Here is a 14336-nt window from a genome sequence, read left to right as displayed (position 1 = left end):
TAACTTTAAGTTAAATGAAATATAGTAATCTCGGGTCTGCAAAAAAAACGAACCGCAAGTTTAGTCGTACCAATCCCTCGATTTACATACAAAGGCATTTTATTTTCTCCAACCTTATATAAGCCATCTGAATATTTTCGGGCAAGAACCTGTTTTATGATTGGACCATAAAAAGGCAAGCGGATTTGGCCCCCATGGGAATGGCCGGAAAACTGGGCGCTTATGGGGTACTTAATACTTTCATCAGCTATGTCGGGTTCATGAGCAAGCAGGAGCACACAATCCTGAGCAGTTAATCCTTCCACTGCTTTTTCGATGTTTGGATTACCATACATAAGATCATCAATTCCCGCAATATATAAGCGCTGCCCATCCACCTCAATAAAGTTGTGACTATTATCCAATACATTAAATTGAGAATTTTGTAGAACGTTAATCACTTGGTTTTTCGTATAAAAATCATGGTTCCCAATGACGGCCCATTTTCCTCCGCGAAGTCCTTTTAACGATTGGAGTAAAGGAATTGCCACTTCAGGTTGATAATTACCAATTTGGACCAGGTCCCCCGTAAAGAAAACAATATCTGGTTTTAAACGATTAATCATTTTAATAACAGGTTGAAAATCTTCTATATCATAGTGAAAACCTAAATGAACATCACTAAATTGAACAATTCGCCAGCCTTCAAATGCTTTAGGAAGATTTTTAATTTTCAACTTTACTTCTTTAACTTGATACCAAAAACGTTCTACCTTAAATGAGTAGGTTCCCATCATGATTCCTGCAGCTAGTATGCCTATATATATTTTTCCAGATTTTTTTAAAAAGGTGCGGCGATTCATCGTATTCTGATTTGATTGTAATTTAGTCATTGGTACTCCTTTATTGAAAACAGAACGGAAACTTAATGTTCCTTATAAAGAACATTATAAGTGAAATACAATTCTAACTCAACTACTACAGTGAAAAAACACCTATGGCATTACGGGAAAGGCAGGGTGGGCCAGTGTTATAAATTGTAGTATATATAGGAGAATTATCCCAATAAGATTGAAAAAATGATTATGATGACAAGAACGATTAATAAAAGAATACTTTTAAATTCTCCTTGCTATCTATTGTAGCTAATAATATATTACCTACCTCAGCATTATACACGGATTTTATTCTGTCTATTAACCACTTTTCATCTTTGTTCATTTGCTGCAAAACAAGAAACTGAATCTTTCCTTCCGTAATAATCGTTTTCGGCAAATCAAACGGTTCTGTTTTCATTTGGCAGTCCGAGGGTGTAAGTGGTTCGTATTGAGGATTTAGAAAAATAGACATTTGTCCATCCGCTTCCCATAGAGCCAATGCTACCTTTTTAACATCCTCCACTTTTTCTTTTCTTAATTCGGCCAATAAGTAATCAACTGTAATTCTCGCCTTTGATAGTCCCTGATATAGGATTGTTCCATCCTTTATCAGAGGGAAGGGGACTGGGTCCATAAACCTCCGAAAACGGGGCCATTTTAAGGTTAAAGAAATACAAATCATATATAAGACAACGATAATTATAGTGGAGATTATTGAACCCTTCATCCCTATAGTATGATCTGATAATGGATGAGCAATGATATTTCCCAACATTAATGCGATGATAAAATCTAATAATCTTAACTGGGAAATGGCACGGCTGCCCATAAATTTTGCGGAAAAGAGCATAAAAAAGAAAGTAATCGTTGCTCTTAAACTCCATTCCATGACCGTTAACGATTCCTGTCCATGTAAAAAATTCAACTAAGACACCTCTAATAAATAGAACTTTTTTATTTATTATGGCCTCACGATGAAAAAATCATCTATTATATTTTGTTCCTAAATCGGACTGAACTTTTGGTTTGTAAAATTTTAACGCATTAAAATTTTGTCGAAATTTTTGGAAACAAATTTGTTCGGTATAGTGAACTTTTATGGTAATATTTTCATAGAGATTACAGTACAATTAGAAAAAGGCAAACCTCTCGAAAGGGTGGGACGCAAAGCTACAGGTCTAAGGTAATATACTATGACGGCTGAGTTGCCTAAAATACTTATATTTTAGGAGGAAAGATAGAACAATGGAAGCTCCGATGATTGACGAAAAAGAACTAGATAAAGAGTGGTTAGACCTGATTCTTCAAGCACGAAATTTAGGAATATCTGTCGAAGAAATAAAAGAATTTCTAAAAACTTCCTGAGGTCTTTTTTTAAAATTAAAAAAGACCTACTCAAAATTTCAAGTAGGTCTAATATTGTTTTTTAACCTTAAAAGAGAAGTCGTTTTCGATTCATTTAATAATGCAAAAATTTCACACAAACAGGATAAGGAACTTCGATATCTTTCTCTATCAATGTCAGTTTTCCGGTTTCAACGTCTCGTCTATAAAGCACGAGATTGCCTGATTCCTGGTTAGATCCAACTATATATCGGCCGGTTGGGTCAATCGAAAAATCTCTTGGCCAATCTCCTTCAGAGGAAACTCGTTCGACAAAACTTAACTCACCTGTGACCTCGTCCACACTAAACACAGCAATACTATTATGCCCGCGATTCCCGGCATAAACAAAACGTCCGTCAGCCGAAATATGGATAGCACTGCCTTGATTGTTTTCCTTAAAATCGTCAGGAAGTGTAGAAATAAATTGGTTAGCTGTAAAATGACCATCTTCAGGGTGATAAGTTAGGAAAATGACCTCTGAACTAAACTCTGTCATCACATAAGCAAATTTTCCGTTTGGATGGAAAGTAATATGTCTTGGACCGCTTCCTGCAGGGGTAGATAAACGACTAACCTCCGTTAATTTTCCATCAGGACCTACTAAATATGTAAGAAGTAAGTCAGTTCCTAATTCAACCACTACGATATATTTTTCATCAGGTGTGACTCCTGCAAAATGTGTATGAGCTTTTTCTTGTCTAGGATCTGGACCAGAACCTTCATGTTGTATAACGGAAGCAGGTGACTGAATGTAACCTGTTTCAGAGTCAAGTAAATAAGATTCAACGGTTCCTTTATGATAGTTTGCACTAAATAAATATTGATTTTTGCTGTCCATGCTAACATGGCAAGGAGACGAACCGGGAGATGATTGGGTATTCATTTGAGTAAGTTCCCCAGATTCACTGTCAATCGAATACGATGCCACACCGCCTTCTTCACCTTTTTTTATAACAGCATATAAATATCGATTATCCTGACTAATGTTAAGGTAAGTAGGGTTGCCCAATTCAGCAACTGCTTTAATATTGATTATTTTTGCATTTTCTGTATCTAATTTAAATGTGTAAATTCCTTTGCTGTCGCCTTTTGTATAGGTACCGATGTATCCGGTGTATTCGCTGTTTGAATTCATTTTCTCCGCTCCTTGAGTATGATTTTCCGTTTTATTTTACCATAGTTAGGAAGGTTTATTTATTTTCGCACTCGAAAGGCAAATTAAAAAAGCATGGAAACTCATGCTTCTTCATCGGTCTTAACCCATTCCCCTGACCACTTCTCAATTTCTCTTATGATCGGCTCCATCGCCATTCCTTTTTCTGTTAAAGAATACTCAATTCGCACCGGTGTTTCAGGAAAAACTTCTCTTTTCACAATCCCTTCATGCTCTAGGTCCTTTAATCGTTCTGATAAAAGCCGTCCACTGATGGGAAGGGAGGATTCGATTGTACAAAACCTCTGTGGGCCTAATAATAGTTGATAAATAATAAAGCCAGTCCAACGCTGGCTCAGTAATTTCATAGCCTGCTCAAATTTAGGGCACAATGTTGATGGATTCATACTTATTCACCTCTATGCTCTTTATTATACATATGGTGATTGTAAACAATCAATTTAATTACTTGACGTAAATTCATTACGTTATTATAGTTAGTTACATAAAGTAAGTAAAGGAGTGAAAGTAATGCTTCCATCTTTATTTTTAGCGCATGGTTCACCGATGTTAGCGATTGAAGATAACAATTATACAAGATTTTTAGAAAAACTTGGGCAGCAATATCATCCAAAAGCGATTGTCATTTTTACTGCTCACTGGGAAGCTGAAACATTAACCATTTCTTCTTTAGATGAATCGTATGAAACCATCTATGATTTCTATGGATTTCCACCGGAACTTTATGAAATTAAATATCCCGCAAAAGGTTCCACTAAACTCGCACAATCTTTAAAAGAACGATTAGCACAAGCAGGAATTCCTTCTAATCTGGATACGAAGAGAGGGTTAGATCATGGTTCATGGACAATGTTATCAAAAATGTATCCAAATGCGGATATTCCTGTCATTCAAGTCTCTGTTCATCCCTTTCTACCAATGGATGCGCAATACAAAATCGGCGAGGCATTAAAAGGGCTTGGGCAAGAAGAGATTCTTGTTATTGGAAGTGGTGTAACAGTCCACAATTTGCGAATCGTTCATTGGGGACAAAAAGAACCGGAACCGTGGGCAGTCGCCTTTGACGACTGGCTTTTGGAAAAAATTAAAAAGCAAGATTTGGCCAGCCTATTCCAATATGAAAAACTAGCACCGAATGCCAAGGCTGCTGTACCAAGGCCGGAACACTTTGTTCCATTTTTCATTGCGATGGGCAGCGGAAACGGTATGGAACAGGCACAACCAATCTACCACGATTATGAATTTGGAACGCTAAGTTATCTTTGTATGAAATTTTAAAAGTGCCATTTTTCAATGGCATTTTTTGCTGTAATATTAACATTTTGTGAAGGTGTGTCCTTTTGTTTCACATTAGTGGACAGGTTTAGTACAATTAAACCTATCTTAGAGAATAAATGAGGAGTTTAAATTTTATGGCAAATAACAAAAAAAATACGAAACAACAGGGGAGTTCATCTAAGTTCACCTTTTGGATGATCGGCTTAATAGCGGTTTGTATTCTTGGCTTTATTTTTCTAGGAAATCATAATAAAAAGGTAGAAAAGCCAGCGTCTAAGTCGGATGTCGCGATTGATTATTCTGGCCAGCCATTCCTTGGGAAAAGTTCAGCGCCTGTATCCATTATTGAATTTGGCGATTATAAATGCCCAAATTGTAAAAACTTTGCTGACGGTGTGATCCCAGTTATTCAAAAAGAGTTAGTGGATACTGGTAAGGCTAAACTGTATTTCTTCAATGATTCCTTCATTAATGTAGACTCCACACGTGCGGCTAAATTTGCTGAAGCAGTCTATCACGAACTTGGGAATGATACTTTTTGGAAATTCCATGACCTTCTTTATAAAAAGCAACCGGAAGATCCTAAATATGAAAAAATGGATGTTTATGACAAGAAATTTTTGGCGAATACACTAAAAGAAGTAGCGAAAGAAGATGAGGTCAAAAAGGTCGTTGCTTATTTTGATGCCAAAAAGGCAGATGCTGCGTGGCAAAAGGATATGGATTATGTTACAAAACTTGGTGTAACAGGTACTCCAACGATTTTTGTGGACGGAAAGATGTTCCAAGGGAAAACACTTGATGATTTGAAGGATATGGTTGATAAAGCAGCAAAGGGGAAATAGGTAAATGAATAAATCCATACTATTTGCTTGGGTTGCTGCGATTATCGCCACACTTGGAAGCTTGTACTTTAGTGAAGTCCGTCATTTTATCCCATGCACACTGTGCTGGTATCAAAGAATTTTCATGTACCCATTAGTGATTATTCTTGGAATCGCCGGCTATCGAAATGATTTGGCCATCTATCGGTATGTTTTACCGTTATCTATCATCGGGATGATTATTTCTGGATATCATACGGTGCTGCAAAAAATCCCGTACCTGCAGCAGTTTGAAATGTGCACTTCTGGTGTTCCTTGTTCAAAGGATTATCTCAACTGGCTTGGTTTCATAACCATTCCAATGCTGGCGTTTGTTGCGTTTACCATTATTACGATAAGCCTCGCATTTCTTGCTCGAGAAAGCAAAAAAGAGACAATTTAGTCTCTTTTTTTTGTCATAAAAATATATGGGGAAATTTCCAAAAGTAAATAAGTGGTTTTAGGACTTTAATTTTCCGATCGATAAATTGACACGATAGTTACCATGTTTTAAGAGGCGTTCAAGAAGTAGCTCCATTTCCTTATTCGAGGCGAAGTGAGCAGTCAACAAATAGCAGCCCTCTCCGCTAATTCGGTGTACCTCGGTAATTGCCTCTTCCGTATTGAAAAACGAATGAAATGCTGTGTGATTCTCTGACTTTACAAAAACAGTAATAAATGCAGTTACAGGCTGTCCGAGTTTCTCCTTATTTGTTGAAATCGTATATTGTTCAATGATGCCCATATCCTCTAATCTCCGAATACGGTTTCCTACAGACTGCCCAGTCATATGTATTTCTTGACCTATATCCTTCCATTGCATTCTTGAGTTTTCTTTTAGTAACGACAGTATCTTAAGATCTATATGATCAATCATAATTAAAATCCTTTCATCGTGAAAGCTAAAGGCCATAAACTGTTTCGCCAACTTATTCTGCTTATTAGGACTAGTCTCTATACTTAAATATATCCTTTTTCACAAACTTGTTCAGCAACTATATTTAGTTATAGCATAGGGGATTAGAGAAAATAAACCTTTATAGAAGTCAAGGTGAACGAAACGGTAAGCAAGAAGAAATTCTTGCTTCTATTAGATTAAATAGATGAAAAAGGGATATGAAGCTGCACGTGCAACAGACTTAATGCAGGAGTGATTAATTTGAAGAAACATGATTTTATTATTGTTTTAGACTTTGGAAGCCAATATAACCAGCTTATTGCACGCCGTATCCGCGATTTCGGCGTATACAGCGAATTGCATCCGCATACGATTACAGCGGAAGAAATTAAGAAGATGAATCCCAAAGGAATTATTTTTTCTGGCGGTCCAAACAGCATATATGAAGATAAAGCATTCAATTGCGATCCGGCAATTTTCGATTTAGGATTGCCTGTATTTGGTATTTGTTATGGAATGCAGCTTATGGCCCACCATTTTGGCGGTAAGGTAGAACGGGCTGAGCTCCGCGAGTATGGAAAAGCGGTATTGAAAGTAGAAAACGAGTCCCAGCTTTACAACGGCCTTCCTGATAAACAAGTGGTATGGATGAGCCATGGCGATTTAGTAACCGACTTGCCGGTAAGCTTTGTTACAGATGCAACGAGCGATTCGTGCCCGATTGCGGCAATGAGCAATGAAGACCGTAAATTTTATGGGGTACAATTCCACCCGGAAGTGCTTCACTCTGAATACGGAAACGACTTATTGAAAAATTTCGTGTTCGATGTGTGTAGATGTACAGAAGGTTGGAACATGGAAAACTTTATTGAAGGGGAATTGGAAAAAATCCGCGAGACAGTGGGAGATAAAAAAGTGATTTGTGCGCTTAGCGGCGGTGTGGATTCTTCCGTTACAGCGGTATTGATTCATAAAGCAATTGGCGATCAGCTGACTTGTATTTTTGTTGACCACGGCCTTCTTCGTAAAGGCGAAGCGGAGAGCGTCATGAAAACATTCAGCGAAGGTTTCCAAATGAATGTTATTAAAGTGGATGCGAAAGAGCGGTTCTTAAATAAACTTGAAGGTGTATGTGATCCGGAACAAAAACGGAAAATTATTGGAAATGAGTTCATCTATGTATTTGGTGATGAAGCGGAAAAATTAGAAGGAAACGACTTTTTGGCGCAAGGAACTTTGTATACTGATATTATTGAGAGCGGAACGTTGACTGCGCAAACAATCAAATCTCACCATAATGTAGGCGGGCTGCCTAAGGAAATGAAATTTAAATTGATTGAACCTCTTAATATGTTATTTAAAGATGAAGTGCGTGAATTGGGTTCCAAGCTTGGCATTCCGGATGAAGTTGTATGGCGTCAGCCGTTTCCAGGTCCCGGTCTAGGAATACGTGTGCTGGGTGAAGTGACGGAAGAAAAGCTTGGAATTGTAAGAGAATCTGATGCGATTTTGCGTGAAGAAATCCAGAATGCTCGACTTGATCGTGATATCTGGCAGTATTTCACGGTACTTCCTGATATACGGAGTGTGGGTGTAATGGGGGATGAACGCACATATGATTATACAGTGGGAATCCGCGGAGTAACCTCCATTGACGGCATGACTGCGGATTGGGCACGTATTCCTTGGGAGATATTAGAGAAAATCTCTGTGCGCATTGTAAATGAAGTGAAGCATGTGAACCGCATCGTGTACGATGTGACAAGTAAACCGCCTGCGACGATTGAGTGGGAGTAACACTCAAACATAACTTGAAAATGGAATATACACAACGGAAACGAACGTTATTTATATACGTTCGTTTTTGTTATTGTAAAAAAGTCTTGGGAGAGGAAACCTCTAGAAATTATACGATGACTTTTTTAATATATGAAAAACTTAAGTGAAATTGATTTTTTTTATATTTTTCATATATAAATTTAGGTGATACCATAATAGTTGAAAGAAAAAAAGAGTAATCAGACTTCAAGTTTTGCGCAATAATATTTTTCTATTGTATCTTCCCTCAGGGGTAAAAACAAATTAAGGTGAATTAATATGAAGAAACAACTTTTTTACGGTGGTTTAAGTACTTTTCAATGGTTCATTTTTTTACTAGCAACTTCTGTAGCATTCCCTATTATAATTGGGAACGTATTTCATTTGTCGATTGGGGAAATTTCTGAATTAATGCAGCGAACGTTTTTCGTGATGGGGATTAGTTCTTTTATTCAAGGATGGTTGGGACATCGATACCCAATTGCTGATGGCCCAGCAGGTTCATGGGTTAGTGTGTTTGTGATTTTAGCAGGAGTTGCTATACATCAGGGCCAAAACACATCAGAAACCTTACAATTCTTAGAAGGCGGGTTGATCGTTTCAGGCCTTTTACTTTTTATTCTAGGTGTAACTGGTTTAGTTAATCGGCTGTTATTCTTGTTCACTCCTTTAGTTACAGGTTCCTTTATTTTTCTATTAGCCTTTCAACTTAGCGGTGTTTTTTTAGAAGGTATGATGGCATTGCATGGAGAGCCATCCCGACCTGATTATGGAACAACAGCCATTTCATTCGGTGTATTTTTCCTGATAATTCTGCTTTCTATTAAAGGGAAAGGGTGGATTAAGAGTTACGCTTTGTTGATTGGAATTTTATTAGGATGGTTCCTATACTTCTTATTCGACAAAACCTCAGGTACTTTTATCCATTCAGATTCTTTGGTTAGACTTCCAGAAATTTTTGCTTGGGGTATCCCACGCCTAAATTCCGGAATGGTTGTTACTTCCATTCTGTTTACGTTTATTTTAGTTTCAAATACGATTGCGGCCGTTATGGCTGTCAAACAAGTAGTCCCAGAATCTCAGAAAAGCGAAGTAAAAACGATTAGTCGTGGCAGCTGGGCAGGTGGTATTTCTCATTTTTTATCCGCTCTTTTTTCCACAATTGGAATTGTTCCATTGCCAGTATCCGCTGGTTTTATCCGATTAACTGGGCAAAAAAGATTAGGGCCTTTCCTTATTGCAAGTATAGCTTTATCAGGTATAGCATTTATTCCAATGATAGTAGATTTTTTAGCCTTGCTTCCAGCCCCCATTGCAAGTGCTGCATCTCTTGCATCGTTTGTAGAAATGATCGGGATCGCTTTTCAGTCTATTCTGAGAGAAGAACTAGACCAACGCAGGTTGACCATATTAGGAATTACATTGTTAATCAGTACTGGATTAATGTTTCTTCCTTCAAGTATATTTCAAGGTCTTCCTTCCATTCTGCAATATATCTTTAGTAATAGTCTGCTTGTCGGTACAATAATAGTAATCTTGCTAGAACAACTTTGGAAAAAACAAAAATGGAAAAACCATTTTGCTCAGTGAACGCTCAAGGTTAACTATTTTTACTTTGTTTAAATAACAATTTTTTGTATCATACTCTATTTAAAAAAAACGGAATTTGGTTCAGCCAAATTCCGTTTATATTTTTATTCATTGTTAGTTTTATTCAGGCGGGTTAAGTTCTGATTTTGTTTCTTGTGAACTTACTAATAAATCTACAAAGTTTTGAGCTGCCTTTGATAAGTAATGATTTTTCAGCCATATTAACCCGACAGAGGCGGATAACTTAGAACTTGGAATAAGGTAAGATTGTGTTGGGTATCCTTTGTGCCGTTTAAGTATGGTTTCTGGAACAATGGATGCGCCAAAACCAGAGGAGACTAGATCCATCAATAGAGTAATGTCAGAACACTCTCCAACAAAATTAGGTTGTATTTTGTACCGTGAAAATGCTTCTAAAATTAAATAATGCACACCTAATCCTTCCGTACTCGGTAAGATGATCGGGTAGTTTTGAAGCGCACCAAATGAGACCCCATGACCTAACGGTTTCTGTTTTTTTGATGTTATAAAGTAAAATGGTTCTGTTTGAAGGTGAAGAACTGAAAAATCATCCAAATTTAGTGGCATTCGAATGATTGCCAGCTCAACTACCCGGTCTCTTACTAATTTACAAAGATGAGAGGATTCATTTTGTTGAATTTTATAAGTAACCTTAGGGTATAGTTTTCGAAATTGATGGAGTATTTCAGGTAACTCGACAACAGAAAATGTATTGATTCCTATTGATAATCTACCGTTTATCCCTTTTCCTACTTCCTTCACTTCCATTTTGGCTTCTTCCATTAACTGAGTCATTTGTAAAGCATATTTATATAAGGATTTCCCGGCTTCTGTTAATTCGAAAAATTTTCCACTTCTCTCTACTAATTTTGAGCCTAGTTCCTCTTCCATTGATTTCAAATGTTGACTTAAAGGGGGTTGAGATATATGAAGTCTTTCAGCAGCAGCAGAAATTTTCCTTTCTTCTACAATGGCTATAAAATATCGCAGCTGTCTTATGTCCATTGTTAAAACACTCCTTGTATTATATGCAAAAGTTAAGTAAAACTTATTTTCTTTATATTATTAATATGGTTGTTCCCATGTTAGCATATTTGTATCAGGTAGGAAAAGGAATTTCTGGTGATTCTAGAGATTTAAAAAAAGGGATGTGACTCCCTCCTCACAAAGTTTAGCAGAAGAAAGGAATATGAAACTGATGAATCAACAAATGATAATAGCAGCAGAGAAAGGTGACACTGATAACGTTCTAAATCTACTTAAAAATGGTTCAAACATCAATACAATGGATAGACACGGAAGAACGGCCGTAATGGCAGCGACTTATTCCAATAATATAGAAACGGTAAAGGTACTGATTCAAAAGGGGGCCGACATAAATATTCGAGACAATCACTTAAATAATGTCCTCTTGTATTCCGGAGCGGAAGGCTTGCTTGAAATCGTAAAACTAGCAATTGATGCCGGTGCTGATACGAAACTTACAAACCAATATGGAGGTACGGCACTTATACCAGCTTCAGAGCGTGGACATGTTGAGGTTGTGAAGGAACTTCTTAATCATTCGGATATTGATGTCAACCACATCAATAAGTTGCATTGGACAGCATTATTGGAAGCAGTCATTCTAGGTAACGGAGGAGAAAAGCATCAAAAAATCGTACAACTATTAGTCGATAACGGTGCCGATCTAAATATTGGTGATTCTGAAGGGGTCACTCCTCTGGAACATGCTCAAAAACGAGGATTCCGTGAAATTGAAAATATACTAAAAAAAGCGGGTGCCTAACACTCTCCTAAAATTTAACGCAGATGCCGTTATGAAAGAAATTAAATACAAATCAAAATATAAGGAGGCTAAAGAAAGTGACTGATAGAGCATATTGGTTAACGAATGTCAGATTAGAAACTGGATACCACTATGAAAATGGTAGAGTTACAGGAACAGAAACGGAGCTTTTTCATCTGAGAATTGAAGATGGGAAAATAAATGAAATAGTCTTTGCTGATAAAACGTTAGATACTAATTTACCTAAACGGGATGCGAATCATTATTTAGTGCTTCCATCATTTAGAGATATGCACATCCATCTTGATAAAACTTATTACGGAGGTCCTTGGAAAGCGCCAACGATTCCAACTAAGGGTCTTTTAACAAGGTTAGAAGAAGAGGAAGAACTACTCCCACGCTTATTGCCTGTTGCAGAAGAAAGAGCGAAAAAATTATTAGATTTATTGCTGCGATCAGGTTCAACTCACATACGCACACATTGCAATGTTGATCCTGTAATCGGATTGAAAAACCTAGAAGCAACTTTACAAGCGGTGGAGGCTTATAAAGGAAAAGCTTCTGTTGAAATAGTCGCTTTCCCGCAACACGGATTATTACGCAGCAATTCTGTTTCGCTCGTTAGAGAAGCATTACGAAGCGGAGCCTCATTAGTAGGTGGGGTTGACCCTGCTTCAATAGATGAAAATATCGAGAAATCATTACAAACGGTAATGGAACTTGCCGTAGAAGCAAATGCAAACATTGACCTTCATATACATGACCCGGGACATCTTGGTATTTTTACATTTAAGCGATTGGCATCTCTAACGGAGGAAGCTGGATGGCAAGGGAGAGTTACCATAAGCCATGCATATGCTTTTAGTGATATCCCGCTTAAAGAAGCGAGTGAAGTTGCAGAATTACTTGCTCATCAGAAGATTTCAATTACATCATCCGTTCCTCTTGGAAGGACGATTCCGATTCCTCTCTTGAAAGAAAAAGGAATAGAAATTTCACTAGGAGATGACAGCATTACGGATCACTGGTCTCCGTTCGGTAAAGGAGACAGCTTGGAAAAAGCAGGGACATTAGCGGAACGTTTCGACTTAAGTGATGAACAATCTTTAGGACAAACACTAGGGTTTATTACAGGAGGGGTAACCCCTTTAAATGAAAAAGGTGAACGCATATGGCCAAATGTAGGAGATTATGCGGACCTCGTTTTCGTTGATGCAAGTTGTTCTGCTGAAGCTGTGGCTAGAAGGGCAAACAGAATAGCTGTTTTATTTAAAGGAAATCTAGTCGCTGGGGCACTTTAAAAAGGATTAAACCTTTAGATTTGACGCAAAAGTCCTTTAAATCGGTGAATTAGTAAATTTTTATTCACTATAATCATTATAAATAGAAAGGACAGATAAAAGATGAAATCTATTTTTTGGCTAACAAATGCACGATTAGAGAGTGGTTACCAAGTTAAAAATGGCGTTATTAAGGGTACAAATACGAAATGTTGCCATTTATTGATAGAGAATGGAAAAATTGCGAGGATCGTATCTTCTGATGAAACCATTACAGACGATTTACCAAAAAAAGATGTGAAGCAATTGTTGATTCTTCCATCTTTTATAGAAAAACATTGTCATTTAGATAAAACATTGCTGGGTGACCGGTGGCGTCCTGTAACACCTGTAAACAGTATTTTTGACCGACTCGAAATCGAGAAAGAAGTTGTTCCCAACTTAGAAACTACAACGCAGGAACGCGCAGAAAAGTTGCTGGATATTTATTTGAAATCTGGAGTTACACATGTACGCACACATGTGGATGTATACCCTGAGGTTGGTTTGAAGAATTTAGAAGAAGTTCATAAAGCATTGCAAACGTTTGAGGGGAAGTTATCCTATGAAATTGTTGCCTTTCCGCAACATGGTTTATTGCGTACGAAGGCAAAAGATTTAGTAAGAGAGGCCCTTCGTCAAGGAGCGAGTTATGTAGGTGGCGTTGATCCTGCTACCGTAGATGGGGATATTGAGGCATCTTTACAAGAGATGGTTGAACTTGCTGTTGAAGGAAATGCGGGAATTGACTTGCATTTACATGACGCGGATCAATTAGGTATCTTTACCATAAAGAGATTGGCGCAGTTAACGAAAGAAGCAGGTCTTCAAGGTAATGTTGCGATTAGCCATGCATTTGCCCTTGGGGACATCTCTCCATCTGAAGCAGAAGAAATGGCAGAACTATTGGCTGATACAGGAATCACCATTATTACGAGTGTGCCTCTTGATATAAAGTTTCCGCCTGTTGGCTTATTACACAGAAAAGGAGTATCTGTTGCCGTCGGATGTGATAATATTTTTGATGTTTGGTCACCATTTGGAAATGGGGACGTTTTAGAACGAGCTGGTTGTTTGGCGGAAATTTCAAAATGGTCAGATGAACGCTCTTTAGCACAAACACTCCAGTTTATTACAGGTGGTAAAACCCCGCTTAATTCTGAAGGAAATCAAGTTTGGCCTCAAGTTGGGGACGAAGCGAGTATTGTGTTTGTTGAAGCATCTTGTTCAGCTGAAGCTATTGCAAGAAGATCGAAACGAGTAGCTACGATGTTCAAAGGAGAAATTGTTTCAGGTTCACTTGAATCAAAATAAGTATTATCAATACACTTTTATCAAGAAGA

15 protein-coding genes and 1 riboswitch are annotated in these 14336 nt (G+C 37.5%); of the genes, 9 read left to right on the top strand and 6 right to left on the bottom strand.

What is annotated here, in order from left to right:
- Positions 1-5: 5 nt before the first annotated feature.
- Both ACFQZ9_RS30020 and ACFQZ9_RS30015 read right to left on the bottom strand, forming a co-directional pair.
- Positions 6-872 carry a metallophosphoesterase gene (locus ACFQZ9_RS30020; protein ID WP_498946992.1) on the bottom strand — a complete coding sequence of 289 codons (867 nt, stop codon included), beginning with the start codon at positions 870-872 and terminating at the stop codon, positions 6-8.
- A gap of 208 nt (positions 873-1080) precedes the next feature.
- On the bottom strand, positions 1081-1782 hold the full coding sequence (locus tag ACFQZ9_RS30015; RefSeq protein ID WP_498946991.1) for a DUF421 domain-containing protein: 702 nt from the start codon (positions 1780-1782) through the stop codon (positions 1081-1083).
- Positions 1783-1986: 204 nt separating this feature from the next.
- A riboswitch (cyclic di-GMP riboswitch) is annotated at positions 1987-2070 on the top strand.
- 32 nt (positions 2071-2102) lie between these two features.
- On the opposite strand from ACFQZ9_RS30015, the gene ACFQZ9_RS30010 reads away from it, so the two are divergent.
- A complete protein-coding gene (locus tag ACFQZ9_RS30010) occupies positions 2103-2222 on the top strand; it encodes an anti-repressor SinI family protein (protein ID WP_429745611.1) in 120 nt (39 codons plus the stop codon).
- A gap of 94 nt (positions 2223-2316) precedes the next feature.
- Here the strand turns inward: ACFQZ9_RS30010 and ACFQZ9_RS30005 are convergent, their stop codons facing one another.
- On the bottom strand, positions 2317-3378 hold the full coding sequence (locus ACFQZ9_RS30005; RefSeq protein ID WP_498946990.1) for a lactonase family protein: 1062 nt from the start codon (positions 3376-3378) through the stop codon (positions 2317-2319).
- 101 nt (positions 3379-3479) lie between these two features.
- Positions 3480-3803: a winged helix-turn-helix transcriptional regulator gene (locus ACFQZ9_RS30000; RefSeq protein ID WP_198310271.1), complete on the bottom strand. Its 324-nt coding sequence runs from the start codon at positions 3801-3803 to the stop codon at positions 3480-3482.
- A 124-nt stretch (positions 3804-3927) separates the two neighbouring features.
- Between ACFQZ9_RS30000 and ACFQZ9_RS29995 the strand changes: the two genes are divergently transcribed.
- The 3 genes from ACFQZ9_RS29995 to ACFQZ9_RS29985 all read left to right on the top strand — a co-directional run bounded on the left by ACFQZ9_RS29995 (position 3928) and on the right by ACFQZ9_RS29985 (position 5961).
- The gene (locus tag ACFQZ9_RS29995; protein ID WP_498946989.1) at positions 3928-4695 is read left to right on the top strand and encodes a DODA-type extradiol aromatic ring-opening family dioxygenase; all 768 of its coding nucleotides are present in this window, start codon (positions 3928-3930) and stop codon (positions 4693-4695) included.
- Positions 4696-4829: 134 nt separating this feature from the next.
- A complete protein-coding gene (locus tag ACFQZ9_RS29990) occupies positions 4830-5540 on the top strand; it encodes a DsbA family protein (RefSeq protein WP_498946988.1) in 711 nt (236 codons plus the stop codon).
- Between the two features lie 4 nt (positions 5541-5544).
- Positions 5545-5961, top strand: a complete 417-nt coding sequence (locus tag ACFQZ9_RS29985) for a disulfide oxidoreductase (protein WP_498946986.1) — start codon at positions 5545-5547, stop codon at positions 5959-5961.
- 57 nt (positions 5962-6018) lie between these two features.
- Here the strand turns inward: ACFQZ9_RS29985 and ACFQZ9_RS29980 are convergent, their stop codons facing one another.
- On the bottom strand, positions 6019-6435 hold the full coding sequence (locus ACFQZ9_RS29980; protein WP_498946984.1) for an Lrp/AsnC family transcriptional regulator: 417 nt from the start codon (positions 6433-6435) through the stop codon (positions 6019-6021).
- Between the two features lie 273 nt (positions 6436-6708).
- Between ACFQZ9_RS29980 and guaA the strand changes: the two genes are divergently transcribed.
- Both guaA and ACFQZ9_RS29970 read left to right on the top strand, forming a co-directional pair.
- The gene (guaA, locus tag ACFQZ9_RS29975) at positions 6709-8253 is read left to right on the top strand and encodes a glutamine-hydrolyzing GMP synthase (protein ID WP_498946982.1); all 1545 of its coding nucleotides are present in this window, start codon (positions 6709-6711) and stop codon (positions 8251-8253) included.
- 300 nt (positions 8254-8553) lie between these two features.
- On the top strand, positions 8554-9864 hold the full coding sequence (locus ACFQZ9_RS29970) for a purine/pyrimidine permease (protein ID WP_498946980.1): 1311 nt from the start codon (positions 8554-8556) through the stop codon (positions 9862-9864).
- Between the two features lie 120 nt (positions 9865-9984).
- On the opposite strand, the gene ACFQZ9_RS29965 is transcribed toward ACFQZ9_RS29970, so the two are convergent.
- Positions 9985-10890, bottom strand: coding sequence for a LysR family transcriptional regulator (locus tag ACFQZ9_RS29965; RefSeq protein ID WP_498946978.1), 906 nt, complete (start codon positions 10888-10890; stop codon positions 9985-9987).
- Between the two features lie 193 nt (positions 10891-11083).
- Between ACFQZ9_RS29965 and ACFQZ9_RS29960 the strand changes: the two genes are divergently transcribed.
- The 3 genes from ACFQZ9_RS29960 to ACFQZ9_RS29950 all read left to right on the top strand — a co-directional run bounded on the left by ACFQZ9_RS29960 (position 11084) and on the right by ACFQZ9_RS29950 (position 14307).
- Complete coding sequence (locus tag ACFQZ9_RS29960) at positions 11084-11674, top strand: ankyrin repeat domain-containing protein (protein ID WP_498946977.1); 591 nt, start codon at positions 11084-11086, stop codon at positions 11672-11674.
- 77 nt (positions 11675-11751) lie between these two features.
- Positions 11752-12975 carry an amidohydrolase family protein gene (locus tag ACFQZ9_RS29955; RefSeq protein ID WP_498946976.1) on the top strand — a complete coding sequence of 408 codons (1224 nt, stop codon included), beginning with the start codon at positions 11752-11754 and terminating at the stop codon, positions 12973-12975.
- Positions 12976-13077: 102 nt separating this feature from the next.
- Positions 13078-14307, top strand: coding sequence for an amidohydrolase (locus ACFQZ9_RS29950; RefSeq protein WP_498946975.1), 1230 nt, complete (start codon positions 13078-13080; stop codon positions 14305-14307).
- Positions 14308-14336 lie beyond the last annotated feature (29 nt).

It is taken from the genome of Neobacillus sp. GCM10027624 (assembly GCF_042675345.1).
Classification (GTDB): domain Bacteria; phylum Bacillota; class Bacilli; order Bacillales; family Cytobacillaceae; genus Neobacillus; species Neobacillus cucumis_D.
This window is presented reverse-complemented; position numbering and strand designations above follow the sequence as displayed.

Excerpts from the sequence above, each read along its gene's own strand:
- ACFQZ9_RS29995 (WP_498946989.1), top strand. The coding sequence starts at position 3,928 with ATGCTTCCATCTTTATTTTTAGCGCATGGTTCACCGATGTTAGCGATT.
- ACFQZ9_RS30005 (WP_498946990.1), bottom strand. The coding sequence starts at position 3,378 with ATGAATTCAAACAGCGAATACACCGGATACATCGGTACCTATACAAAA.
- ACFQZ9_RS30000 (WP_198310271.1), bottom strand. The coding sequence starts at position 3,803 with ATGAATCCATCAACATTGTGCCCTAAATTTGAGCAGGCTATGAAATTA.
- ACFQZ9_RS29960 (WP_498946977.1), top strand. The coding sequence starts at position 11,084 with ATGAATCAACAAATGATAATAGCAGCAGAGAAAGGTGACACTGATAAC.
- ACFQZ9_RS30010 (WP_429745611.1), top strand. The coding sequence starts at position 2,103 with ATGGAAGCTCCGATGATTGACGAAAAAGAACTAGATAAAGAGTGGTTA.
- ACFQZ9_RS29970 (WP_498946980.1), top strand. The coding sequence starts at position 8,554 with ATGAAGAAACAACTTTTTTACGGTGGTTTAAGTACTTTTCAATGGTTC.
- ACFQZ9_RS29950 (WP_498946975.1), top strand. The coding sequence starts at position 13,078 with ATGAAATCTATTTTTTGGCTAACAAATGCACGATTAGAGAGTGGTTAC.
- ACFQZ9_RS29990 (WP_498946988.1), top strand. The coding sequence starts at position 4,830 with ATGGCAAATAACAAAAAAAATACGAAACAACAGGGGAGTTCATCTAAG.
- ACFQZ9_RS29985 (WP_498946986.1), top strand. The coding sequence starts at position 5,545 with ATGAATAAATCCATACTATTTGCTTGGGTTGCTGCGATTATCGCCACA.
- ACFQZ9_RS29980 (WP_498946984.1), bottom strand. The coding sequence starts at position 6,435 with ATGATTGATCATATAGATCTTAAGATACTGTCGTTACTAAAAGAAAAC.
- ACFQZ9_RS29965 (WP_498946978.1), bottom strand. The coding sequence starts at position 10,890 with ATGGACATAAGACAGCTGCGATATTTTATAGCCATTGTAGAAGAAAGG.
- ACFQZ9_RS30020 (WP_498946992.1), bottom strand. The coding sequence starts at position 872 with ATGACTAAATTACAATCAAATCAGAATACGATGAATCGCCGCACCTTT.